This is a genomic window from Streptomyces sp. NPDC004327 (assembly GCF_042873935.1).
Taxonomy (GTDB): Bacteria; Actinomycetota; Actinomycetes; order Streptomycetales; family Streptomycetaceae; genus Streptomyces.
Map to the genome: position 1 here is coordinate 215214 of NZ_JBIAME010000005.1, position 22647 is coordinate 237860.

22 protein-coding genes are annotated in these 22647 nt (G+C 73.5%); 5 read left to right on the forward strand and 17 right to left on the reverse strand.

The window, feature by feature from the left end; genetic code table 11:
• Nucleotides 1-91 precede the first annotated feature (91 nt).
• Entirely contained in the window at nt 92-1891 is a 1800-nt protein-coding gene (gene ggt / locus ACFYU9_RS18730) for a gamma-glutamyltransferase (RefSeq protein ID WP_389345420.1), read from the reverse strand.
• A 106-nt stretch (nt 1892-1997) separates the two neighbouring features.
• Between ggt and ACFYU9_RS18735 the strand changes: the two genes are divergently transcribed.
• Nucleotides 1998-2744 (forward strand): hypothetical protein, encoded by a 747-nt coding sequence (locus ACFYU9_RS18735; protein WP_389345421.1) that lies wholly within the window; start codon nt 1998-2000, stop codon nt 2742-2744.
• Here the strand turns inward: ACFYU9_RS18735 and ACFYU9_RS18740 are convergent.
• The gene (locus ACFYU9_RS18740; protein WP_389345422.1) at nt 2707-3981 is read right to left on the reverse strand and encodes a cytochrome P450; all 1275 of its coding nucleotides are present in this window, start codon (nt 3979-3981) and stop codon (nt 2707-2709) included. The genes ACFYU9_RS18735 and ACFYU9_RS18740 overlap by 38 nt on opposite strands.
• A gap of 121 nt (nt 3982-4102) precedes the next feature.
• On the opposite strand from ACFYU9_RS18740, the gene ACFYU9_RS18745 reads away from it, so the two are divergent.
• A complete protein-coding gene (locus ACFYU9_RS18745; RefSeq protein WP_389345423.1) occupies nt 4103-5320 on the forward strand; it encodes a hypothetical protein in 1218 nt (405 codons plus the stop codon).
• A 104-nt stretch (nt 5321-5424) separates the two neighbouring features.
• Nucleotides 5425-6990 carry an alpha/beta fold hydrolase gene (locus ACFYU9_RS18750; RefSeq protein ID WP_389345424.1) on the forward strand — a complete coding sequence of 522 codons (1566 nt, stop codon included), beginning with the start codon at nt 5425-5427 and terminating at the stop codon, nt 6988-6990.
• Nucleotides 6991-7039: 49 nt separating this feature from the next.
• On the opposite strand, the gene ACFYU9_RS18755 is transcribed toward ACFYU9_RS18750, so the two are convergent.
• The 10 genes from ACFYU9_RS18755 to ACFYU9_RS18800 all read right to left on the reverse strand — a co-directional run bounded on the left by ACFYU9_RS18755 (nt 7040) and on the right by ACFYU9_RS18800 (nt 15972).
• Nucleotides 7040-7477: a DUF6278 family protein gene (locus tag ACFYU9_RS18755; protein ID WP_389207161.1), complete on the reverse strand. Its 438-nt coding sequence runs from the start codon at nt 7475-7477 to the stop codon at nt 7040-7042.
• A gap of 83 nt (nt 7478-7560) precedes the next feature.
• Nucleotides 7561-8340, reverse strand: coding sequence for an exodeoxyribonuclease III (locus tag ACFYU9_RS18760; RefSeq protein ID WP_389207162.1), 780 nt, complete (start codon nt 8338-8340; stop codon nt 7561-7563).
• A gap of 53 nt (nt 8341-8393) precedes the next feature.
• Nucleotides 8394-9026, reverse strand: a complete 633-nt coding sequence (locus ACFYU9_RS18765) for an MBL fold metallo-hydrolase (protein WP_389207163.1) — start codon at nt 9024-9026, stop codon at nt 8394-8396.
• Nucleotides 9027-9036: 10 nt separating this feature from the next.
• The gene (locus ACFYU9_RS18770; protein ID WP_389345425.1) at nt 9037-10347 is read right to left on the reverse strand and encodes an alpha/beta fold hydrolase; all 1311 of its coding nucleotides are present in this window, start codon (nt 10345-10347) and stop codon (nt 9037-9039) included.
• Nucleotides 10348-10390: 43 nt separating this feature from the next.
• A complete protein-coding gene (locus ACFYU9_RS18775; RefSeq protein WP_389345426.1) occupies nt 10391-10984 on the reverse strand; it encodes a hypothetical protein in 594 nt (197 codons plus the stop codon).
• Nucleotides 10981-12156 carry an ROK family glucokinase gene (locus ACFYU9_RS18780; protein WP_389207169.1) on the reverse strand — a complete coding sequence of 392 codons (1176 nt, stop codon included), beginning with the start codon at nt 12154-12156 and terminating at the stop codon, nt 10981-10983. The genes ACFYU9_RS18775 and ACFYU9_RS18780 overlap by 4 nt, the downstream gene beginning before the upstream one ends.
• A 47-nt stretch (nt 12157-12203) precedes the next feature.
• Entirely contained in the window at nt 12204-13016 is an 813-nt protein-coding gene (locus ACFYU9_RS18785; RefSeq protein ID WP_389207171.1) for an ATP-binding cassette domain-containing protein, read from the reverse strand.
• On the reverse strand, nt 13013-14080 hold the full coding sequence (locus ACFYU9_RS18790; protein WP_389207173.1) for an ABC transporter permease: 1068 nt from the start codon (nt 14078-14080) through the stop codon (nt 13013-13015). Before ACFYU9_RS18790 ends, ACFYU9_RS18785 begins: the two co-directional genes overlap by 4 nt.
• On the reverse strand, nt 14077-15096 hold the full coding sequence (locus tag ACFYU9_RS18795; RefSeq protein WP_389345427.1) for a sugar ABC transporter substrate-binding protein: 1020 nt from the start codon (nt 15094-15096) through the stop codon (nt 14077-14079). Before ACFYU9_RS18795 ends, ACFYU9_RS18790 begins: the two co-directional genes overlap by 4 nt.
• 108 nt (nt 15097-15204) lie before the next feature.
• The gene (locus ACFYU9_RS18800) at nt 15205-15972 is read right to left on the reverse strand and encodes a GntR family transcriptional regulator (protein WP_389207176.1); all 768 of its coding nucleotides are present in this window, start codon (nt 15970-15972) and stop codon (nt 15205-15207) included.
• Nucleotides 15973-16076: 104 nt separating this feature from the next.
• Between ACFYU9_RS18800 and ACFYU9_RS18805 the strand changes: the two genes are divergently transcribed.
• A complete protein-coding gene (locus tag ACFYU9_RS18805) occupies nt 16077-17084 on the forward strand; it encodes a Gfo/Idh/MocA family oxidoreductase (protein WP_389345428.1) in 1008 nt (335 codons plus the stop codon).
• Between the two features lie 138 nt (nt 17085-17222).
• On the opposite strand, the gene ACFYU9_RS18810 is transcribed toward ACFYU9_RS18805, so the two are convergent.
• Genes ACFYU9_RS18810 through ACFYU9_RS18820 form a run of 3 tightly spaced genes read right to left on the reverse strand, consistent with a single transcriptional unit; the run spans nt 17223 to nt 20356 of the window.
• Nucleotides 17223-18404: a cytochrome P450 gene (locus ACFYU9_RS18810; protein WP_389345429.1), complete on the reverse strand. Its 1182-nt coding sequence runs from the start codon at nt 18402-18404 to the stop codon at nt 17223-17225.
• A gap of 9 nt (nt 18405-18413) precedes the next feature.
• Nucleotides 18414-19142 (reverse strand): response regulator, encoded by a 729-nt coding sequence (locus ACFYU9_RS18815; protein ID WP_389345430.1) that lies wholly within the window; start codon nt 19140-19142, stop codon nt 18414-18416.
• Complete coding sequence (locus ACFYU9_RS18820) at nt 19139-20356, reverse strand: sensor histidine kinase (RefSeq protein WP_389345431.1); 1218 nt, start codon at nt 20354-20356, stop codon at nt 19139-19141. Before ACFYU9_RS18820 ends, ACFYU9_RS18815 begins: the two co-directional genes overlap by 4 nt.
• Nucleotides 20357-20523: 167 nt before the next feature.
• Here ACFYU9_RS18820 and ACFYU9_RS18825 point away from each other — a divergent pair, with 167 nt between their 5' ends.
• The gene (locus ACFYU9_RS18825; protein WP_389207186.1) at nt 20524-20742 is read left to right on the forward strand and encodes a hypothetical protein; all 219 of its coding nucleotides are present in this window, start codon (nt 20524-20526) and stop codon (nt 20740-20742) included.
• Nucleotides 20743-20778: 36 nt separating this feature from the next.
• Here the strand turns inward: ACFYU9_RS18825 and ACFYU9_RS18830 are convergent, their stop codons facing one another.
• A complete protein-coding gene (locus ACFYU9_RS18830) occupies nt 20779-21774 on the reverse strand; it encodes a DMT family transporter (protein WP_389345432.1) in 996 nt (331 codons plus the stop codon).
• Between the two features lie 85 nt (nt 21775-21859).
• Nucleotides 21860-22471: a dihydrofolate reductase family protein gene (locus ACFYU9_RS18835; protein WP_389207190.1), complete on the reverse strand. Its 612-nt coding sequence runs from the start codon at nt 22469-22471 to the stop codon at nt 21860-21862.
• Nucleotides 22472-22647: the final 176 nt, after the last annotated feature.

Here is a 22647-nt window from a genome sequence, read left to right on the forward strand (position 1 = left end):
CGACCCCTGGGGCACCCTTTGGGTGACCGTGCCGGTCCCGCGAGGCACCTCTGAGGCGCCCTTGGGCAACCCGAGGCACCCATGGGTGCCTCTAGGAGGCCGGCCTCACCACCATCGCCGCGCCGCCGCCGCGTCGCACCGGCTCGGCGGCGGCCAGCCAGCGTCCGTCCGGCAGTCGCTGGACGCCGGTCGCCGCGCCGATCTCCGGGTTCTGCCGGAAGCCGTGCCCGAGCGCTTCGAGCTCGGCCTTCAACGGGCTGTTCCACAGCGCCGGTTCGAGCTCCGTGGTGGCCTGGTTGCGCTGGCTGGCGCGGGGCGCGGCGATGGCGTCGACGAGCGGCAGGCCGCGGTCGACGACGCCGGTGAGCGTCTGCAGGACGGTGGTGATGATGGTGGCGCCGCCGGGCGAGCCGAGCGCGAGCACCGGCCGGCCGGTCTTGTCGAGGACGATCGTCGGGGAGATCGAGGAGCGCGGCCGCTTGCCCGGGCCGGGCAGGTTGGGGTCGTGCACGGCCGGGTTGGCCGGGGCGAAGGAGAAGTCGGTCAGCTCGTTGTTGAGCAGGAAGCCGCGGCCGGGGACGGTGATGCCGCTGCCGCCGGTGGACTCGATGGTGAGGGTGTAGGCGACGACGTTGCCCCACTTGTCGGCCACCGTCAGATGGGTGGTGTTCTCGCCCTCGTACGTGGTCGGGGCGGCCGTGCCGCGGGTCGCGCAGCCGGCCGCCGGCTCGCGCGGGTCGCCGGGTGCGAGCGGGCTGGTGAGGGCGGCGTCGTCGCGGATCAGGCAGGCCCGGGAGTCGGCGTACCGCTGCGCGAGCAGGCCGCGGGTGGGCACGTCCTCGAAGGCGGGGTCGCCGACCCAGCGGCCCCGGTCGGCGAAGGCGATCCGGCTGGCCTCGATGAAGCGGTGCAGATAGCGGGTCTGGGAGGCGTGGGCGAGGTCGGTGCCCTCCAGGATGTTGAGGGCCTCGCCGACGGTGGTGCCGCCGGAGGAGGACGGCGCGATGGAGTAGACGTCGAGCCCGCGGTACGAGACCTTCGTCGGCCGGCGCCGGACCGTCTCGTATCCGGCGAGGTCGGCCCCGGTCAGGTCGCCGGAGCGGACCACGCGGGTGGCGCCGGCGCGGACCGGCGGGTGCTGGACGGTGTGCACGATGTCGTCGGCGAGCGGGCCCTCGTAGAGCGCGCCGACGCCCTCGCGGCCCAGGGTCTCGTAGGTGCGGGCCAGGTCGGGGTTCTTGAAGACCGAGCCGACGGCCGGCAACTGCCCGCCGGGCAGGAAGAGTTCGGACGTGGCCGGGAAGTCGCGGAAGCGGGCCTCGTTGCCCGCGGTCTGGGCGCGGAAGGTGGCGTCGACGGTGAAGCCGTCGCGGGCGAGGCGCTCGGCGGGTTCGAGGAGCCGGCGCAGCGGCCTGCTGCCCCAGGCGTCGAGCGCGGTCCGCCAGGTGGCGGGGGTGCCGGGCGTGCCGACGCTCCGGCCGCTGGTCTGGCCCTCCTCGAACGGGATGGGCGTGCCGTTCTCGACGAAGAGGTTCGCGTCGGCGGAGGCGGGGGCGGTCTCGCGGCCGTCGATGGTGTGCACCGTACGGGACGTGGCGTCGTAGTACACGAAGTAGCCGCCTCCGCCGATGCCGGCCGAGTAGGGCTCGGTGACGCCGAGCGCGGCGGCCGTGGCCACGGCCGCGTCGACCGCGTTGCCGCCCTTGCGGAGCACCTCGATGCCGGCGGCGGAGGCGTCCGCGTCGACGCTGGCGACGGCGCCGCCCCAGCCGGTGGCCACCGGCTGCTTGGCGGGCGCGGCACGCTCGGTGGGCGGGGCGGCCGCGCCCACGGAGAGGAAGGTCGCGGCGGCGGCCAGGAGCGACCCGAACCGTACGGCGGAACGACGCATGCGTACCTCCAGTCAAGGACCGTCCGCGCAGCGTAACTTCTGCCCCGTCGTCACGTCAGGACCGCGTCTCGAACAACCGGCCGCTTCCCCGCTAGCATGCGCGCCCATGAACGAAGACCTGCGCAACGTCGTGCTCGGGGTCCTGGCCACCGGCGTCAGCGGCTCGATCGGCTGGCTGACCCGTACGTATCTGTGGCGCCGCAGACTCCGCGGGAAGCAGGCGTTCTTCGGGCTTCCCGACCACTCCGAGTGCCTGCTCGTGGTGAACCGGGAGGCGGGCAGCGAGGGCGCGGTGCACCGCTTCGACGTGTCGGCGCTGCTCGAACTCGCCGCGCTGGTCAAGGAGTGCGGGGCGCACGCGCAGATCGTCCAGCACGACCTGGCGCAGGTCGGCTTCGGTGACCGCACGGAGTTCTGCGTCGGCGGGCCCGGTTCGAACCGCCGGATGGCGGCCCATCTCGGCAGCCTGCTGCCGGGGCTTGTGATGAGCACGGCCACCGAGCCGGTGGAGCGGCGCGGCGAGATAAGGATCGGCGAGGACCGCTACCCGATGGAGCGGGGCGTCACCGAGTACGTGCTGCTCGCGCGGGTCACCGCGGGCGAGGGCGGACGCCCGGTCTTCCTCTTCTGCGGCCAGCGGGCGATCACCAACCAGGCGGCCACCCGCTATCTGGCCCGCCACCACGCCCGCCTCGCCCGCCGCTACCGAGGCGGCACCTTCGTCCTGCTGCTCAAGGTGGTCAACTCGCAGGCGTACGGCCCCGATGTCGTCGAGCTGGTCGCCGACGTGACGCGGCAGGCGACGGCGCGGCCGCTCAGTCCCGCCACTCCACCCGCGCCGGCAGCGACTTGATCCCGTTGATGAAGTTGGAGACCAGGCGCCGGGGCGGCCCGGCGGTCTCCAGGTCCGCGCAGGCCTCGCGCATCTCCTCGTGCAGCAGCCGGAGTTGGAGCCGGGCGAAGTGGGCGCCGAGGCACACGTGCGGGCCGTCGCCGAAGGAGACGTGCGGATTCGGCGTACGGGTGAGGTCGAGACGGCAGGGGTCGGCGAAGGCGCGCTCGTCGAAGTTGGCGGACGCGTGGAAGACGACGACCTTGTCGCCGGCGGCGATCGGCACCCCGGCCAGTTCGGTGTCCCGGGCTGCGGTGCGCCGGATGTGCAGCACGGGCGGGTGGACGCGCAGGAGTTCGCCGACGGCCGTGTCGGTGTCCGCCGCGCCGTCCAGGAGCCTGCGCCGTTCGTCGGGGTGTCCGGCGAGGGCGAGCAGTCCGCCGGGGGCGGCGCTGCGGACGGTGTCGTTGCCCGCGACGGTCAGCAGGAAGAAGAACATCTCCAGCTCGGCATCGAGGAGTTCGGAGTTCGCGAGCACGGTCATGATGTCGTCGGCGGGGTGGGCGCGCTTGTGGGCGGCGAGGTCCTGCGCGTAGGCGAACATCTCGGCCAGCATGGCCGGTGAGCGGGGGTTGACGGGCCGTCCATCGGCGTCGAGCACGGGCGGTTCGTCGGGGTCCTGGTAGGCGATCACCCGCTCGGTCCAGGCGTGCAGCAGTCCGCGGTCGGCCGCGGGCACGCCGAGGATGTCGGTGAGGTTGAGCAGCGCGTAGTCGTCGGTGACGGCCCGCACCAGGTCCACCTCACCCTCCGGGCCCGACTCCCGTGCGCCGGCGAGCAGTTGACGGGCCCGCAGTCGCGCGGTGCCGGTGAAGCGCTCGATGCGGCCCGGAGTGAAGGCGCGGCTGACGAGCCGGCGCAGCCGTCCGTGGTGCGGAGGGTCCTGGTTGAGCATCATGCGCCGGATGAACGGCAGGTCGGCCGGGTCGGGGTCGCGGATCTGGGTCGCCCCGAGGTGCGAGGAGAAGCCCGCCGTGTCCTTGAGCACCCGCACGACGTCGGCGTGCCGCGTCACGGCCCAGAAGCCTGGCCCGGCGGGCCAGCCGAGGACCTCGTACTCCTCCTGCCGGGCGACGGGGTGACGGTCGCGCAGGGCGCGGAATCGGTCGTGCGGGATCCCGGCGGCGTAGACGCGGGGATCGAAGACGTCGGGGACGTCGGGAACTTCCGGTACTTCGGATGTGCCGCTGCCGCCCACCGGCCCTCCCGTCGGAGTGAAGACGTCACCATCATGACAGGTCAGGGCCGGTTTTCGTAGGACGGAACGCACAGTTCGCGAACCTTGTCCGGGCTGCCCGCCGGCTCCCAGAATCTCCGTCGTGAATCATCCGGAGATCAGGGGGAAGATGACGGACGCGGGGAAGATCGACGAGGACGCGGTGCTGCGGGCACGGGTCCTGCTGCTGGGGTCCGACCGGCCGACTCGACGGGAGGAGGTCGAGGCGTACCGGGTACTGGCGCGGGTGAGTCCGCTGGCGTATCTGCCGAAGCTGGCCGGAGCGCTGATCCTGCTCGGGTACGAGGCCCGGGCCGAGGAGACGAAGGTGGCCCTGCACGCCGAAGCCGCGGACGCGGCGCGCCGGCTGCCGGCCGGCGTGCCGGCCCGGGCCGAGCTGACGCAGCGGGCACTGGGCGCGTACGAGCGCTCGCTGTTCGGCGCGGGCCGGCGGTCCGAAGGGCGCGCGGTGTGCGAGGAGTTGGCGGAGACCGGGCGCGGCGGACGCCTGTCCGAGGTGCGGGCCGAGGAGGGACGGCACCGGGAGGCGGCCGCGCTGCTCGGGGCCGTCGCCGCGGAGGCGGCGGAGGTCTCGGACTGGACGGTGTACCCGTGGGCGGCGGAGCTGTCCGCCGCCGGGCTCCACGAGGAGGCCGTCGACGCCTTCGCCCTGGCGGTGACGAAGGGACGGCGCAAGGCCGCGGAGGACGACACCCCGCTTGCGGGCCTGGTGTGGGAGCTGGTCCACCACGCCGGTCTCCTCGACGCGGCCGGGCGGCCGGGTGAGGCCGGGGCGGCCCGACGGGAGGCGCTCGAACTGCTCGTCCGGCTCGCGGCGGACGGCGAGCCGAAGTCCTGGAGCAACATCCTCCACTGGTGGGTCACCCTCTTCACCCTGTCGGGCCGCGCCGCGGAACCGGCCGCGTCCCCGGCCGCGCCGATGCCGCCGTTCGGCGCGGCCGGCCACGAGTGGTCGCCCGACACGCGGGAGGCGTACGTCGCCGGCATCCCCGCCCTGGAGGCGGAGGCGGCGGCGCTCGCCGGGGCGGGGGACGGGGACCACCGGCTCCCGGAGCGGTACGCCGTGCACCGCAGGCTGACGCTTCGCCGGTCGTTCGCGACCGAGTGGCACGGCCATCGGATCGAAGAACCCCTGCGGCCGCTCTTCGACGAGGGCGTCGCCCTCGCCCGCCGCCTCGCCGGCACCCGACCCGCGGCCCTCCCCCAGGCCCTGACCGACCGGGCCATGTTCCTGGTGGCCGTCGGACGCTTTGGCGAGGCGCTCGACGACTACCGGGAGGCAATCGTTACCCACGCGTAACTTACCGATGAGTTACCTCGGGTAAGGGTTCACGGTTACCGTCGGGTCACTTTCACTGTCCCCCATTCACTGCCCCCATCAGTGACACCAGTGAGGAGTGGCCCGTGCGTGCCGCCCTGACCCTCGCCGTCTCGGCCTCCCTCGTCGCCGGCGCGGCCCTCGGCCCCGCGCCCGCCGCCCGGGCGGCCGAGGTCGCCGAACAGCCCGCCCCCGCCGTCCGGTTCGTCGACATCGCGGGCGAGGGCGGCACCGTCCTCAAGGCCAACGTCGTCACCCCGGCCGGCGCCGACGGCTCCGCCCGCTACCCGGTGATCGTGCTGCCCACGAGCTGGGCGATGCCGCAGATCGAGTACCTCGCGCAGGCACGGCAGCTCGCCGACTCCGGTTATGTCGTGGTGAGTTACAACAGCCGCGGCTTCTGGCAGTCGGGCGGCGAGATCGAGACCGCCGGACCCAAGGACGTCGCCGACGCCTCGCTCGTCATCGACTGGGCGCTCGCCCACACCCCGGCCGACCCGGCGAAGGTCGGGATGGCCGGGGTGTCGTACGGCGCCGGTATCAGCCTGCTCGCGGCCGCGCACGACAAGCGGATCCGCGCGGTGGCCGCGCTCAGCGGCTGGGCCGACCTCATCGACTCCATCTACAGCGGCCGCACCCAGCACCTCCAGGCCGCCGCGCTGCTCGGCGGCGCGGGCTTTCTGACCGGGCGGCCGGGTCCCGAACTCCGGCGGATCCTGGGCGACTTCCTCTCCTCCCACCTGGCCGAGGAGGACAAGATGATCGCCTGGGGGCGCGAGCGCTCCGCCACCACCCACCTCGACGCGCTCAACGCCAGCCACCCGGCGGTCATGCTGGGCAACGCCTGGGGCGACACCATCTTCCCGCCCAACCAGTACGCGAGCTTCTACGAGAAGCTGACCGGCCCCAAGCGCCTGGAGTTCCGTCCCGGCGACCACGCCACCGCCGAGGCCACCGGACTCTTCGGGCTGCCCAACGACACCTGGACCAGCGCCCACCGCTGGTTCGACCACTACCTCAAGGGCGCCGACAACGGCATCGACCGCGAGCGCCCCGTCCAGCTGAAGCCGCGCTCCGACGGCGGCTACGAGGGCTACCCCGACTGGAAGTCCGTCCAGGCGAACCAGCGGAAGTTCGCCCTCGACGACACCCACGGCATCCTCACCGGCGTCGACTCCGGCGCCGACGGCGGCATCGTGATGCTCTCCAACACCCTCGACCAGTTCCTGAAGACCCCGCCGGTCGCCTCCGTCCCGCTGCTCCCGCGCGCCTTCGCGGCCGTGTGGCAGACCGAGCGCGCCGCCACCCCGCAGCGGGTGCGCGGCACGGTGCGGCTGCACACCACGGTCACGCCCACCGCCGGGGACGGCACCTTCGTCGCGTACCTCTACGACGTGGGCCCGCTGGGCCTCGGCAAGCTGGTGAGCAACGCCCCGTACACCTTCCACGAGCGCACGCCCGGCCGGCCGTTCGCCGTGGACCTGGAGCTGTTCTCCACCGCGTACGACGTGCCGGCCGGCCACCGGCTCGCCCTGGTCGTGGACAGCGCCGACCCGCTGTACATCGCGCACAACCCGGCCGGTGCGCGGCTGTCGTTCTCGTCCCCGGCGGACGATCCGTCGTATCTGTCGGTGCCGCTGCGGGCGGAGTGACCGCCCGCCTGGGCCCTGTCCGACGGATCAGGGTCGGACAGGCCCCAGGTCAGTGCTCGGCGGACTCGCCGTAGACCTGGGACAGCTCCGGGATGCCGGTGGTGGCCCAGTCCAGGCCGGCGGCCACCACGTCGATCTCGCGGCCCGAGGCGAGCCGGACGACCGGCTGGCCGTCGGGCCGCAGCCGCCAGCGGGCGCCGGGCACGGTCCGCACGACGACCGTGCCGAGGTAGAGCCCCGCGTCGTTGCCGATCCACGGCAGCTCCTCGGGGTCCTGGCGCCAGCGCGGCGTCAGCTGGTCGAGCTCGGCGAGCGAGCGGGCGGTGTCGTCGAGCCGCACCCCGGCGTCCTGGGCACGGTGGCGCAGCAGCTCGCACTCGGCGAGCAGCTCGGCGGCCCCTTCCGGGTCCCGGTCGAAGACCGGGACCAGCGGGGAGCGTTCGGCTTCGTGCCGCTTGCGCCAGTTGTCCAGGAAGGGGATGTGCATCCGGACAGCGTCCCACCGCGCCCTGTCCGGCACCACCCGGCACGCGGAGATCGTCCGCGCTTCGCGGAGCCCGCCCGGGACGGTCAGAGGTCGAGGTCGACGACGACCGGGGCGTGGTCGGAGGCGCCCTTGCCCTTGCGCTCCTCGCGGTCCACGTAGCTGTCCTTGACGGCGTCGGCGAACGGCTTGTTGCCGTAGACCAGGTCGATGCGCATGCCACGGTTCTTCGGGAAGCAGAGCTGGCGGTAGTCCCAGTACGTGTACGGGTGGGCGTACTTCAGCGGGCGCGGCACCACGTCGCCGAGGCCGGCCTCGCGCAGCGCGGCGAGCGCGGCCCGCTCCGGCTCGGTGACATGGGTGGCGCCCTCGAAGACGGCGATGTCGAAGACGTCGTCGTCGGTGGGCGCGATGTTGAAGTCGCCGAGCACGGCGAAGGGGCGCGAGCCGGCCGCGTCGGCGGCGACGGCCGTCCGCAGGGCGTCCAGCCAGAGCAGCTTGTACGCGTAGTGCTCGTGGCCGATCTCGCGGCCGTTCGGCACGTAGACCGACCAGAGGCGGAGCGGGCCGCAGGTCGCGGAGACGGCCCGCGGCTCCTGCGCGCCGCCGTAGTCGGGGCCGCCGGGCAGGCCGGTGACGACGTCGTCCAGGCCGACGCGGGAGACCAGGGCGACCCCGTTCCACCGGCCGGTGGCGTTGACCACCGACTCGTACCCCAGCTCGCGCAGCTCCTCGGTGGGGAACTGCTCGGCGGTGCACTTGGTCTCCTGGATGCACAGCACGTCGGTGCCGCTGCTCTCCAGCCAGGCCAGGAGCCGGGGCAGCCGGGCGGTGATCGAATTGACGTTCCAGGTGGCGATGCGCATGACGGCAAGCCTAGCCGTGGGGTGTGACAGCCGGCGTTCTCCGCGGCGGCGACTCAGAGCTCGGTCGAGTCGCCCGGGGTGAGGCGGCGGTGATCGGTGCCGCCGAGGGCGCCGATCTGACGGTCGTAGATCGGGCGGGCCAGGTCGGTGAGGAGCGCGTCGTGGATGTCGTACGCGCGGACCGGCTTGACCTCCCGTACGTAGTCGATGACCTCGGAGATCTTGTTCCACGGGGCCATGACGGGCAGGAACAGCGTCTCCACGGCCGCCTCGGGCACGGTGAGCGCGTCGCCCGGGTGGAAGACGGAACCGTCGATCAGGAAGCCGACGTTGGTGATCCGCGGGATGTCCGGGTGGATCACGGCGTGCAGCTCGCCGTGCACCTGGACGTCGAAGCCGGCGGCGGCGAAGGCGTCGCCGTGCCCGACGGTGTGGACGCGGCCGGGGAACGCGGCCGCGAGCTGCTCGGCGACGCTGCGCAGCGTCCACACCTCGGCGGCGGGGTCGGCCTCCAGGGCGGCGCGCAGCCGGCCCTCGTCGAAGTGGTCGGGGTGCTCGTGGGTGACGAGGAGGACGTCCGCGCCGAGCGCGGCGTCCTCCTCGGTGAACATCCCGGGGTCGATGACGAGCGTGCGCCCGTCCTTCTCCAGACGGACGCAGGCATGGGTGTTCTTCGTGAGCTTCACACCCGGCAGGCTACGCCTGCGGGGTGGTCTCCTCCTTGATCACGCGGCGGACGACCCGCAGCGCGCTCTCGGCGGCCGGCAGGCCGCAGTAGACGGCGGTCTGGAGCAGGATCTCGCGCAGCTCGTCGGGGCTCAGGCCGCTGCGCAGGGCGGCCCGGGTGTGGTCGGCGAGGACGTCGAGATGACCGCCGGCGATCAGCGCGGCGAGCGTGACGGCGCTGCGGGTGCGCCGGTCGAGGCCCTCGCGGCTCCACACCTCGCCCCAGGCGAAGCGGGTGAGGAGGGTCTGGAAGTCGGCGTCGAAGGGCTCGGCGAGGGCCTCGTCGACATGGGCGTCGCCGAGCACCTCGCGGCGCAGCTTGAGCCCGCTCTCGTACGGGTCGGGGCGCGGGACCTCGGGCTCCTCGGCGGTCCCGGCGGGCGCCGTCTCGCCGGCCGGGACGACGGGCGCGGAGACCGGCGGGACCGGCGGGGCGGGCGGGCCCTGCGGGACCGGCCTGCCGGGCGGCGCGGGGACGACGGTGAGGGCGCCGTGGGTGTCGGTGCCGAGCTCGGCGAAGTGGCCGGCGAGCAGTTCGGTGACGGCGGCGGGCTGTTCGACCGGGGCCAGGTGCGAGGCGCCGGGGACGACGGCGAGCCGGGCGTCGGCGATGCCGGCGACGAGGGTGCGGGCCTCGGCGGGTCCGGTGATCGCGTCCTCGGAGCCGACGAGGACGAGCGCGGGGACGCCGATCCGGCCGAGGGCCTCGCGGACGTCGAAGACGGCGAGCGCCTCGCAGGCGGCGATGTAGCAGCCGGGGTCGGTGGTGCGGATCATCTGCACGGCCCAGTCGACGATGGCCGGCTGGGCGCTCGCGAAGGTCGGCGTGAACCACTGCTCGGGCGCGCTGCGGGCGATCGGCTCCAGGCCGTTGGCGCGCACCATCACCGCGCGCCGGCGGAACTCGTCCGGAGTGCCGAAGCGCGGCGAGGTGGCGACCAGGGCGAGGGAGGCGACCCGGTGCGGGGCGCGCAGCGCGAGGTCCATGCCGATGGCGCCGCCGAGGGCGCAGCCGGCGTAGCCGAAGCGCTGGACGCCGAGCTCGTCGAGGGTGGCGAGCAGCCGGTCGCCGAGTTCGGCGACGGAGCTCGCCGGGTGGGCGGGGGCGCCGCCGTGGCCGGGCAGGTCGAAGCGGAGGACTCTCCAGGTGCGGGTGAGTTCGGGTATCTGCCGGTCCCACATGTGCCAGGTGGCGCCGAGCGACGGTGCCAGGACCAGCACCGGAGCGTCGTCGCGGCCGTCCAGTCGGTATTGCAGGTTGTTCGTCGGTGTCTCACTCACGCCCTGCACGCTCTCACATCCGGCGGCCCGGCGGGCGTGGGGGTCACGGGGACGTCGTGGAGACCACGTACACGCGGGGGAAGGCCGGGTCGTCGAGGTTGACGGTGATGTCGCTGGTGGGGCGGGGTTTGTCGCGGGTGACGGTGGTGCCGGACCAGGCGTGGTGGCCGGCGGTGAAGTTCCAGCCGACGATGCCGGAGTCGTGCTCGCCGACCGTGACCTTGCCGGCCGTGAGGGCGGCGCGGCTGGTGCCGCTCTCGGCGAGGTAGGTGTCGAGCCCGTTGGCCGTGGTGGTGAACTGCACGTACAGCCGGCTGGTCTTCCAGTTGCTGGTCTCGTAGTAGGCGACGTGCCAGGCGTCGTCGGGGACCGGGATCTCGAAGACGCGGCGCTTCATCTGCGAGGGCCAGTTGTCCTGGAGGCCCATGGCGGAGGACTCGCGCTCCTTGTCGAGCCCGCTGTCCCGGCTCTGGTTGGCGGAGATCACCAGATAGCCGGCCGGGACGCCGATGAGCAGCACGATGGTGAGCAGCGTGAGGAAGCGGCGGCGCAGCATGTGCCGCCGGTCCTCGGGCAGCCTGCCGTCCGGCGGCGGGGAGGGGTGGGGCACGGTGGGCGGGGGCGGGGCCACGGTCATGTCTGCGGGTCCTGGGGGGTGGTGCGGGAGCTGCGGTCGGCGGAGGCGCGCAGGGCCTGGGTGTAGCGCCCGTACTTCTCGTAGCGCTCGACGCGGCGCCGGTTGGCGCGGCGGAAGCGGCGGGCGACGAGCCGGGCGAGGTCGGCGGCGCCGACCATGCCGGCCTCGGGGCCGAGCTGGGCGCGGGCGATGCGGGCCTCGGGGCGGTAGCCGCGGCCGGTGAGGTGGCGGCGGAAGGCGTCCCGGGCGGGGCCGATGAGCAGGTCGTCGGCGGCGGAGACGCCGCCGCCGATGACGAAGCAGGACGGGTCGAGGGCGGCGGCCAGGTTGGCGATGCCGACGCCGAGCCACTGGCCGATGTCCTGGAACAGCTCGACGCACATGGCGTCGCCCTCGCGGGCGAGCTCGGTGATGAGCGGTCCGGTGATGTCGGGGACGTTGCCCTTGACCCGCTCGATGATGTTGTACGCGACCGGGGAGTCGGCGGCGGCGAGCTCGCGGGCCTCGCGGACCAGCGCGTTGCCGGAGCTGTACTGCTCCCAGCAGCCGCGGTTTCCGCAGGGGCAGCGGTGGCCGCCGGGGACGACCTGCATGTGGCCGAACTCGCCGGCGACCCCGTACTTGCCGCGCTTGACCTGGCCGTCCTGGAGGATGGCGCCGCCGATGCCGGTGCCGAGGGTGATCATGACGAGGTGGTCCTCGCCGCGTCCGGCGCCGAAGCGCCACTCGGCCCAGGCGGCGGTGTTGGCGTCGTTGTCCACCATGACGGGGACGGCGAGGCGGTCCTGGAGGGCGTCGCGGAGCGGCTCGTTGCGCCAGGCGAGGTGGGGGGCGAAGAGCACGCGGGCCCGGTCGGCGTCGACCCAGCCTGCGGCGCCGATGCCGACGGCGTGCACGTCGTGCCGGTCGGAGAGGTCCAGGACCAGCTCGGCGATGGTGTCCTCGACGACCTTGGGGCTCTTGGACTTGTCGGGAGTCTCCGTGCGGAGCTTCTCCAGGATGTTGCCGTCCGCGTCGACGACGCCGGCCATCACCTTCGTACCGCCGATGTCGATGCCGACGGTCGGCACCCGGGGCGCGGTCAGGTGCGAGCGCCGCTCCCGGGTGCCGACGGTCCGCAGGACCGTGCCACGGGAGGCGCCCCTGAGCGTCAGGTCACGGTAGGTACTCATCGGCTCGATTCTGCCAGGTGGGGTGTGAGGGGCGTGTGATGAACGGATTACGCGCCGGAGGGGCGTTCCAGCTCGTGCCGCAGGTCCTCCAGGTCGCTGCCGCCGGCCATCTGGCGGGTCAACTCGTCGAGGCTGATGGAGTCCTTGGTGTGGCTGCCCGCCATGACGCCGCGCCGGAGCAGCACGAAACGATCACCGACGAGGTAGGCGTGGTGCGGGTTATGGGTGATGAGGACCACGCCGAGGCCCTGGTCACGCGCGGCGGCGACGTACTTCAGGACGACGCCGGACTGCTTCACGCCGAGCGCGGCGGTCGGCTCGTCGAGGACGAGGACCTTGGCGCCGAAGTGGACGGCGCGGGCGATGGCCACGCACTGCCGCTCGCCGCCGGACAGGGTGCCGATGGGCTGGTCGACGTCGCGCAGGTCGATGCCCATGCGCAGCAGGGCCGTACGGGTGGTCTCGCGCATCAGGCCGACGTCGAGGCGCTTGAAGGGGCCCTTGCCGCGGGTGGGCTCGGAGCCGAGGAAGAAGTTGCGCCACACCGGCATCAGCGGGACCACGGCGAGGTCCTGGTAGACGGTGGCGATGCCGCGGTCCAGGGCGTCGCGCGGGTTGGCGAGGGTGACCTCCTCGCCCTCGATGCGGAAGGTGCCGGCGTCGTGCCGGTGCAGACCTGCGACGATCTTGATGAGGGTGGACTTGCCGGCGCCGTTGTCGCCGAGGACGCAGGAGATCTCGCCCGCGTTCACCTCCAGGGAGACCCCTTCGAGGGCGCGGATGTTGCCGTAGTACTTGCTGACGTCGTCGAGCTCGACGAGCGGGCTCGCGGTGCCGGTGGTGGTCGGGGCGGTGGTCACTTGACGGCCTCCACGCGCTTGCGGATCCAGGCGTTCAGGAGGGTGGCGAGCAGCAGCATGGCGCCGAGGAAGAACTTGAACCAGTCCGGGTTCCACTCGGCGTAGACGATGCCCTTGCCGGTCATGCCGAAGATGAAGGCGCCGACGGCGGAGCCGATGGCCGAGCCGTAGCCGCCGGTGATCAGACAGCCGCCGATGACGGCCGCGATGATGTAGATCAGCTCGTTGCCGACGCCCTCGCCGGACTGGACGACGTCGAACGAGAAGAGCAGGTGCTGGCCGGAGATCCAGGCGCAGAACGCCACGCCCATGTAGAGGCCGATCTTGGTCTTGTAGACCGGCACGCCGACCGCGCGGGCCGCGTCGGCGCCGCCGCCGACCGCGAAGATCCAGTTGCCGAAGCGGGTGCGCAGCAGGATCCAGGTGGCGAGGGCGACCAGGACCAGCCACCACAGGATGGTGACCTTCAGCTCGACGCCGCCGACCGTCCAGGTGGAGGCGAAGAGCGCGCGGGCGGAGGGGAAGCCCTCCATGTCGGCGATCGACTTGGTGGAGACGGTGCCGCTGATCAGCTTGGTGAAGCCGAGGTTCAGACCGGTCAGCATCAGGAAGGTGCCGAGGGTGATGATGAAGCTCGGCAGCTTGGTGCGGGTCAGCATGAAGCCGTTGAACGCGCCGACGGCGAGGGTGACGAGCAGCGAGACGCCGACGCCGACCCAGACGTTCGCGGTCATCTGGTAGCTGAACATCGAGGAGACCAGCGCCGAGGTGGTGACCAGGACGCCGGCCGACAGGTCGAACTCGCCGCCGATCATCAGCAGGGCCACGGGCACGGCCATGATGCCGATGGTGGAGGCCGCGTACAGGACGGTGCCGAGGCTGGCGGGGCGCAGGAAGCTGTCGGCGGCGATCGAGAAGAACGCGAAGACGGCGACGGCGCCGACGACCGAGCCGAGCTCGGGCCGGGCGAGCAGCTTCTTCAGCGGCGAGGTGCGCAGCAGCCGCTCGTCGACGTGGTCGATGCCGTCGGACGGCGAGGGCGAGGGTGGTGCGGCGGCGCTCATCGGGTGCCCCGCTCCGTGTAGTCCTTGAGCGCGGCGGCCGCGTCCTTGGTGATGATCTGCGGGCCGGTGAGGACCGGCTTGCCGCCGCCGAGGACGTCGGCGTTGTAGCGGTAGAGCCAGAGCAGGTCGACGGCCTCGTAGCCCTGGAGGTACGGCTGCTGGTCGACGGCGAAGCCGAGGGTGCCGGACTCCAGCGCGGTGGCGACCTTGGCGTTGAGGTCGAAGGTGTCGACCTCGGCCTTGCTGCCGGCGCTCCGCTTGGCCTGCACGGCGGCGTCGGCGAACGGCGCGCCGAGGGTCACGACGGCGTCGATGGACGGGTCGGACTGGAGCTTGGCGAGGATGGACGCCTGGACGTCGGGCATGTTGGTGCCGTCGACGTACAGGTTCTGCATCTCGCCGCCGAAGGTCTTCTTCGCGCCGGCGCAGCGCTGCTCGTGGCCGACGTTGCCCTGCTCGTGCAGGACGCACAGGGCCTTCTTGCGGCCCCGCTTGTCGAGCTCCTCGCCGACGGCCTCGCCGGCCACGGTCTCGTCCTGGCCGATGTGGGTGAGCGCGCCGAAGGCCTTGGACGCCTCGGCGCCGGAGTTCACCGTGATCACCGGGATGCCGGCCTTGACGGCCTTCTCCACGGACGCCTTCATCGCGTCGGGCTTGGCGAGGGTGACGATGATGCCGTCGACCTTCTTGGCCACGTACGAGTCGATGAGCTGGGCCTGGGCCTGGGCCTCGTCGCTGTGGGCGTAGAGGAAGTTGATGTTGTCCTTGACGGCGGCCTGCTTGGCGCCGTTCTGGACGATGTCCCAGAAGGTGTCGCCGTCGCCCGAGTGGGTGATCATGGCGAAGGTCCAGCGGGGAGTGTTCACGGCCGCCCGCCCCTGGGCGGCGGCCGCCTTGCGGGCGTCCTCCCCGCGCTTGCCGCCGGTGCTGCTGCAGCCCGCGAGCGCGGCGGTCAGCGCCACCGCGAGCACGGCGCCGATGGCCGCCCGTACCCCTCCTGTGGGAACCCTGGTCACCAGGACCTGCCCTCCTTTGTGTCCTTCTGCGTGCATTGCAGTATCGGTCATGGGGGTCCCGCCGATCTCCAGCGGGGCCCCGGCGGGGCCTCACGGCCCCGTCCGGTCCTACCCGCGGGCGGGCAGCGGGAACTCGAAGGAGTAGCGGGAGGCCCGGTAGAGGTGCCGGCCGAACTCCACCGCGCGGCCGGTCGCGTCGAAGGTCACGCGCTCCATCGTCAGCAGCGCCGCCCCCTCCCGCTCGCCGAGCAGCCACGCCTCCCCCGGCCCGGCGGACCGCGCGCCGACGGTCTGGGTGGCGTGGTGCGGGGCCGCCCCCGCGGCGCCGAGCAGCCGGTAGAGGCCGGTGGCGGCGAGGCTCACGGCGTCCGCGTCGAGCAGCCCGGCGGGCAGATGGTTGCGCAGGTACGCGAGGGGCTCGCCGTGCGCCGAACGCAGCCGCTCCAGATAGCGCACCTGCGCGCCCTCGGCCACGCCGAGCGCCGCGGCGACCTCCGCCCCGGCGGGCTCGAGGCGGTCCACCAGGACCCGGGTCGCCGGCCGCTGCCCGGCCTCCGCAAGGTCGTCGTAGAGCCCGCTCAGTTCCACCCTGCGCCGCACCCTGGTGTGCACCACGACCGTCCCCACTCCCCTGCGCCGCACGAGCAGCCCCTTGTCCACGAGCGAGCCGATCGCCTGCCGCACGGTGGGCCGCGAGAGCCCGAGCCGCGCGGCGAGCTCGACCTCGCCGCCGAGCCGGCTGCCCGGGCTCAGCGTGCCGTTCTCGATGGCCGCCTCCAGCTGCCGGGCGAGCTGGAAGTACAGCGGCACGGGGCTGCTCCGGTCCACGGACAGACCGGGCGGACGCAGTGGCGGCTCAGGGGGTGTCGCGGACACGGACGGGAGGGTAGCCCCGCGGACGGGGCACGGGACACCCCCCGGACGTCCGGTTGTCCTGACCTTTCCTTGACACCCGTCGCCTTCCGCACCACCTTGGGGCCATGCGGATCGGACTGGTCGGGACGGGGCGGATCGGCGCCTTTCACGCGGGGGTGCTCGCCCGGCACCCGGAGGTCACGGCGCTCGTGCTCGCGGACGCCGACGCCGAGCGGGCGGCGGGGGTCGCGGGGGCGCTCGGGGCCGAGCCGGCGCCCTCGGTGGAGGCGCTGTTCGGGCACCACATGCTGGACGCGGTGGTGATCGCGTCGGCGACGGCGGCGCACGCGGAGCTGATCGGGCGGGCCGCGGCGGCCGGGCTGCCGGCGTTCTGCGAGAAGCCGATCGCGCTCGACGTGCCCGGGACGCTGGGCGCGCTGCGGGCGGTGGCGGCGGCCGGGACGGAGCTCCAGCTGGGCTTCATGCGGCGGTTCGACGCCGGATACCGGGCGGCGCGCGAGGCGGTGGCGGCGGGCGGGCTCGGCCGGCTGCACACCGTGCGGACGGCGACGTCGGACCCCGCGCCGCCGCCCGCCGCTTATCTGCCGCTGTCCGGCGGGCTGTTCCGCGACTGCATGGTGCACGACTTCGACATCGTGCGCTGGGTGACCGGGCGGGAGGTCGTGGAGGTGTACGCGACCGGGTCGGACGCGGGGCCCGCGATGTTCCGTGACGCCGGCGACGTGGACACGGCGGCCGCGCTGCTCACCCTGGACGACGGCACGCTGGTGTCGGCGACCGCGACCCGCTGCAACGGCGCCGGGTACGACGTACGGATGGAGCTGGCCGGCGAGCGGGCGCAGCTCGCGGTCGGCCTCGACGAGCGGACCCCGCTGGAGTCGGTCGAGCCACAGGGCCCGCCGCCACCCGGCAAGCCGTGGCCCGGTTTCCTGGAGCGTTTCGGTCCGGCGTACGAGGCGGAGCTGGACGCCTTCGTCGGCCTGGTGCGCGGCGAGCGGGACAACCCGTGCGACGGCGGCGAGGCGCTCGCCGCGCTGCGCGTCGCGGAGGCGTGCGAGCGCTCGCGCCGGGAGCACCGCCCGGTGCGGGTGGCGGAGATCCCGGCGGAGTGAACCCGGGCCGGCGTCACCGGCCTCCGGGTTCAGGGGAGATCCCGGTGAAGTGAACCCGGGACCGGCGTCACCGGCCTCCGGGTTCAGGGGATCGCCGGACGGCCGGGGGCGGCTTCGCCGGCTCCCGGGGGCGGCGGATCACCAGACGACGGGCAGGTGCCTCGTCCCGCGGATGAGCATGCCCGGGAGCCATTCCCAGGAGCCCGCCTCGGGGTCGATTTCCAGCCGCGGGAAGCGGCGGAGAAGTGACTCGATGGCCGTCTTGCCCTCCAGACGGGCCAGCGGGGCGCCCAGGCAGAAGTGGATGCCGTGGCCGAAGGCGAGGTGGCCGCGCGGTTCGCGGCGGATGTCGAAGCGGTCGGGTTCGGGGAAGCGGCCCGGGTCGCGGGCTCCGGAGGCGAGGGCGACGAGGACGATCGCGCCGGCGGGTATCTCGGCGCCGCCGAGGGTGAGCGGCTCCCTGGTGAAGCGGAACGTGGCGTTCTCGACCGGTCCGTCGTAGCGGAGGCCCTCCTCGACGGCGGCGTCGATCAGGCCGAAGTCGGCGCGCAGCGCGGCCAGTTGCCCGGGGTGGGTGAGCAGGGCGCGGACGGTGTTGCCGATCAGGTTGACGGTGGTCTCGTGGCCCGCGATGAGCAGCAGGTAGGCGAGGGCGCGCAGTTCGGACAGCGAGAGCCGGTCGCCGTCCTCGGCGCGGCCGGCGATGAGGGCGGACAGCAGGTCGTCGCCGGGGCCCGAGCACCGCTTGTCCTCGATGAGTTCGTCGAGGTAGTCGCGGAAGGCGAGCGCGGCCGCCTCCATGTCGGACGGGGTCCCGGTCGGCGCGACGAGCTCGTTGGACCAGGCCCGGAAGGTGTCGCGGTCGGCGGCGGGGACGCCGAGCAGTTCGCAGATGACGGTGATGGGCAGCGGGAAGGCGAGGGAGTCGATGAGGTCGCCGCGGCCGGCCGGGGCCATCGCGTCGAGGAGTTCGTCGGTGAGCTCCTGGACGCGTGGCCGCAGCGCCTCCACCCGGCGGGCGGTGAACTCGCCCGCGACGAGCTTGCGCAGCCGGGCGTGGTCGGGCGGGTCGGTGCTGAGCAGGTGGGGTCCCATGACCTCGTCCTGCGGCCGCAACAGGCCGAAGTCGTCGAAGGACTTGGAGAGCCGCTGGTCGGCGAGGGCCGCGCGGGCCTCGTCGTAGCCGACGACGAGCCAGGCCGGGATGCCGTCCGGTGTCTCGACCTCGTGCACCGGGCCGGTCTCGCGGAGCTTCGCGTAGTACGGGTACGGATCGGCGGTGAAGTCCGCGCCGAATTCCCCCAGTTTGATGACGGACATCGGCTCAGGCTACGCGTCGCCCTCCGGCCCGGGGAGGTCGAGCAGGCCGGCGTCGTGGACCAACAGCGCGATCTGGACACGGTTGTTGAGGCCGAGCTTGGCCAGAATGCGCGAGACGTGGGTCTTGACGGTGGGGACGCTCATGTAGAGGGCCGCGGCGATCTCGGCGTTGGAGCTGCCCTGGCCGACGGCGAGGGCCACCTCCCGTTCGCGCTCGGCCAGTCCGGCGAGCCGGCGGACGGCGACGGCGCGGCGCGGCGGTTCCTGCGGGCCGGCGGACGGCGCCTCCTGGCCGGAGACATGGGCCATGAGCTGGCGGGTGACGGCCGGGGAGAGCACCGGATCACCGGCGGCCACCCGGCGTACGGCCGTGACGATCTCGGCGGGCGGGGTGTCCTTCAGGACGAAGCCGGCGGCCCCGGCGCGCAGCGCGCGCAGCACCTGCTCGTCGGCGTGGAAGGTGGTGAGGACGACGACCTCGGGGGCGCCGGGCCGGGCGCGCAGCCGTTCGGTCGCGGTGAGGCCGTCGACCCGCGGCATGCGGATGTCCATGAGGACGACGTCGGGGGCGAGCCGGTCGACGAGGCCGGGGACCTCGTCGCCGTCGGCGCCCTCGCCGACGATCTCGATGTCCTCGGCGCCGCCGAGCATGAGGGCGAGGCCCGCGCGGACCAGGGGGTCGTCGTCGACGACGAGCAGCCGGACGGGCGGAGGGGCGGGCGGCGGGGTGAGTGTCATGCGGGCCACGGTAGCCAGGCGTGCACGCTGAAGCCGCCGTCGGGGGCCGGGCCGTGGGTCAGCCGGCCGCCGGCGAGGGTGGCGCGTTCGGTCAGTCCGATGAGGCCCTGGCCGGAGCCGGGGACGGGCGGAACGGGACCGGTGGGGGCGGGGTTGCTGATGTCGAGGGTGAGTCCCTCGCCGCGTCGGCCGCGCAGGGTGAGGGTCACCTCGGCGCCGGGCGCGTGCTTGCGGGCGTTGGTCAGGGCCTCCTGGACGATCCGGTAGACGGTGCGGCCGGTGGCGGCGGGCACGGCGTCCGGTGCGGCGACGGTGGAGTCGAGGGCGACCTTCATGCCGGCCTCGCGGACCTCGTCGACGAGGGCGTCGAGGGTGAGGAGGGTGGGCTGGGGCCGGTTCGCGGCGCCGCCGTCCTCGTCGGGCGCGCGCAGCACGCCGATGATCTCCCGCAGGTCCTGGAGGGCCTCGTGGGCGCTGTCGCGGATCACTCCGGCGGCCCGGGCGACCTGCGCGGGCGGGGCGTCGGGCCGGAACTCCAGGGCGCCGGCGTGCACGCTGAGCAGGGTGAGGCGGTGGGCGAGCACGTCGTGCATCTCCCGGGCGATGGCCTCCCGGGCCTGCCGCTGCGCCTGCTCGACGCGCAGCTCCGCCTCGGCCTCGGCGCGCAGCGCGCGGTCGCGCAGTGCCTCGACGAGCTGGCGCCGGGAACGGACCAGCATGCCCCAGGCGGTGACGAGGAGGATCAGCACGATGCCGATGCCGATGGCGAGCGGAGTGCGGGTGGAGGGGTCGGGGCGTACGAAGACCTGGACGGTGGAGGCGGCCATGGCGAGCAGCCCGATCCCGGCGACTTCCTTGAACGGGCGGCGCACGGCGACGCTGAACAGCGCGCCGAGCACGGCGCCGCCGGCCGTGGGCGCGACGACGCTGACGACGCTGAGCGTGATGGCGAGCCCGGCCGGCCAGCGGCGGCGCAGCCACAGCGCGCAGCAGGCGAGCCCGCCGACGATCTGGTCGGTCAGCGCGACGGCCTCGCTGCTGTACGTGGCGCTGGTCTCGGCCGCGAGCAGCCCGACGAACGCGGCGAGCAGGAAGATCGTGGTGTCGACCACCCAGTCCCGCACGGTCCGCCGCGGCCGTCCCTCCCCCGGCCCCCGGCCGCCGGTACGGGCGGCCTCGACCAGATGGGAGGGGAGCAGCCAGGTACGCGTCATACCGGAAATGTACGCAGGTGAGCGGCGTGCCGCGGCCCCGAGCAGGGCGGTCGATACCAAAGTCGCGCGGGCCGGAACCCGGGTCGTACGAAGGTCGTACGGAAGTCTCCGGGAGGGGATACCGGTGGCCGACGCGGGCCGGGGCGGCTGTGGATCATGCTCGGGGCATGAAGAGGTTTCTTGAGGTCACGGGTTTTCTGGTCATGGTCTTCGGCGTCTGCGGGGTGCTCCGGGAGCTGACCGACGGCTGGTTCAAGCTGTTCGGCGTGACCCGTTTCCTGACCGACGGCATCGGCTTCCTCCAGGGCCGCGAGCTGTACGCGAACATCGTGATCGCCGCGCTGGGCCTGGTGGTCATGGCGATGTCGGACCGGGTGAAGAGCTGACGCCGGAGCCGGCCGGGGTGCGCGAGTGATCCGCGGCTAGGGCCTGTCCGACCCTGATCCGCCGGGCAGGCCCTGGCGCGCGTCCCGGTCGGCGGCCCGGCGGCCCCATGTGGTGCCCGCGAGCACCAGGACGGCGCCGGCCAGGCCCAGGGTGCCGGGCCGGTCGCCGGCCAGCGCGATGCCCGCGGCGGCGGCCCAGAGGGGTTCGGTGCCCAGCAGGAGGCTGACGCGGGAGGGCGAGGTGCGGCGGACGGCCCACATCTGGACGAAGAAGGCGAAGAGGGTGCAGAAGACGGAGAGGAAGAGGAGCCCGGCCCACTCGCGCGGACCGAAGCCGAGGGCCGTCGCCCAGGGCGTGTCGCCGGTGCCGGGGACGGCGGCGAGGAGGGCGAAGACGGCGACGGCGGCACCGAGCTGGACGGTGGTGAGGGAGAGCGAGTCGGCGCTCCCGACGGCCTTGGTCCGGGACATCGCGAGGACGTGCACGGTACGGGCGAGGGCGGCGAGCAGCATCAGCAGGTCGCCGGCGGAGGGCGTGGTGAAGCCGGCGCCCTGGGTCAGCAGCACCACGCCCGCCACGGAGAGCGCCGCCGCGCCGAGGAAGGCGCGGGGCATGGCCCCTGCTCGAGCGAAGCCGAGAGCTTGGGGGAAGGTCCTGGTCACGGCCGCCTCGGCGAGCGGCGTGAAGATCATGGTGAGGCTGATGATCAGGCCCGCGTTGGTGGCGGACGTGTGGACCACTCCGTACGTCTCCAGGAGGAAGATCCCGGCGAGGATCAGCCCCAGGACCGCCGCGCCGCGCCACTGGGCCGCGTCGAGCACCCGCAGTCTGCGCCATCCGGCGGCGACGAGCACCGGCAGCACGAGCGCGAAGCGCAGCACGAGGACGGCGAGCACGGTGTGCGAGGTGGTGACGCCCTTGGCGGCGAGATAGCTGGCGCCCCAGACCACCGCGACCAGCAGCACCGGCAGGTCGGTGAGCCAGGCGCGGCGCGGGGTGCCGAGGGTCGCGGGGGCGGCGAGCGTCGACATGGCGTCTCCGGCGCAGGAGGTGGGGTGGAGACTTCGACGGCTCGCACACGGGGGTGATCACCGTACCGGCGCCCGCGGGTGGTGGCTACTCGTAATTGCCGTACGTGGGCCGGCCCGCCGGCTCGTACGTCTGCAGGGTGACGCCCGCGGGCGTCGTACGGGCGCCGGCGAGCCGGAAGGCGCTGGGCCGGGCGCCCTCGGGGAACAGCCGGTGGCCGGAGCCGAGGACGACCGGGAAGACGAGCAGGTGGAGCGTGTCGACGAGGTCGTGCCGCAGCAGGGTCTGCGCGAGGCCTCCGCTGCCGTGCGTCTGGATCTCGCCGTCGAGGCGTTCCTTGAGGGCGGCGACCTCCTGCACGACGTCGCCGGAGAGGATCGTCGTCGGCTCCCAGTCGGCGTGGGTGAGCGTGCGGGAGGCGACGTACTTGGGAAGGGCGTTGAGCTTGGCCGCGATGGGGTTGTCGGGGTCGTCGTGCTTCGGCCAGTAGCCCGCGAAGATGTCGTAGGTGCGGCGGCCGAGGAGGAAGGCGGTGGGCCGCGTGAAGACCTCGTCCATGAAGCGGCCGAAGTCCTCGTCGCCGTAGGGGACGGACCAGCCGCCGTGCGCGAAGCCGCCGCTGGGGTCCTCCTCGGGACCGCCGGGTGCCTGGTACACGCCGTCGAGCGTGACGAACTGGGTGAGGCTCAGGGTGGCCATGAGGGGCCCCTTCCGTTCCTTGTCATCGTGTCTCTCCTCTGGAGACCGCGCCCGCCCGCGGAACTCATCGGTGGCCGCGCGGCCGATCGGCTCGCCGTCCGATTCCCGCCAGCACGGGGGCCGCGCCCCGCGTTTGATTGAACTCGCAACGACAACTGGTCGACGAGGTACGAGGA